The following is a 409-nucleotide window of genomic DNA, read 5'->3' as shown; positions in this document are numbered from 1 at the left end:
CTGATGCTGGCGGGGATTTCCCACGACCTGCGCACGCCGCTGGCCCGGCTGCGGCTGGAAACCGAGATGAGCGTGCCCGACCCCAGCACCCGGGAGCTGATGGCGGCCGACATCGAGCAGGTCAACACCATCATCGACAAGTTCATGGACTACGCCCGCAACCGCCAGGCGCGGCTGGAACCAGTGGACCTGGGCGAGGCGGTGGCCAGCAGCCTGCAGCCGCTGGCCAACCTCCCCGGCTGGGGGGTGGACGCGCAATGCCCCCCCGGCCTGAAAGTGTGGGGCGATGCGGTGGAACTGCGGCGGGTGCTGACCAACCTGCTGGAAAACGCCGCCCGCTACGGCCGCGACCCGCAAGGGCAGGCCCAGGTGGAGCTGCGCGCCACGGCGGCGGGCAAATGGGTGCAGT

Annotated in this window: 1 protein-coding gene; it reads left to right on the top strand. The window is 70.7% G+C overall.

Annotation, left to right across the window (positions count from 1 at the left end):
• A partial coding sequence (locus HA630_RS02610) for a histidine kinase dimerization/phospho-acceptor domain-containing protein (RefSeq protein WP_305792614.1) occupies positions 1-409 on the top strand: 409 nt, incomplete at both ends.

Source organism: Aquabacterium sp. A08, from assembly GCF_011742065.1.
Note: the sequence above shows the minus strand (reverse complement) of the source record. Positions and strands in the feature narration are given on the sequence as shown.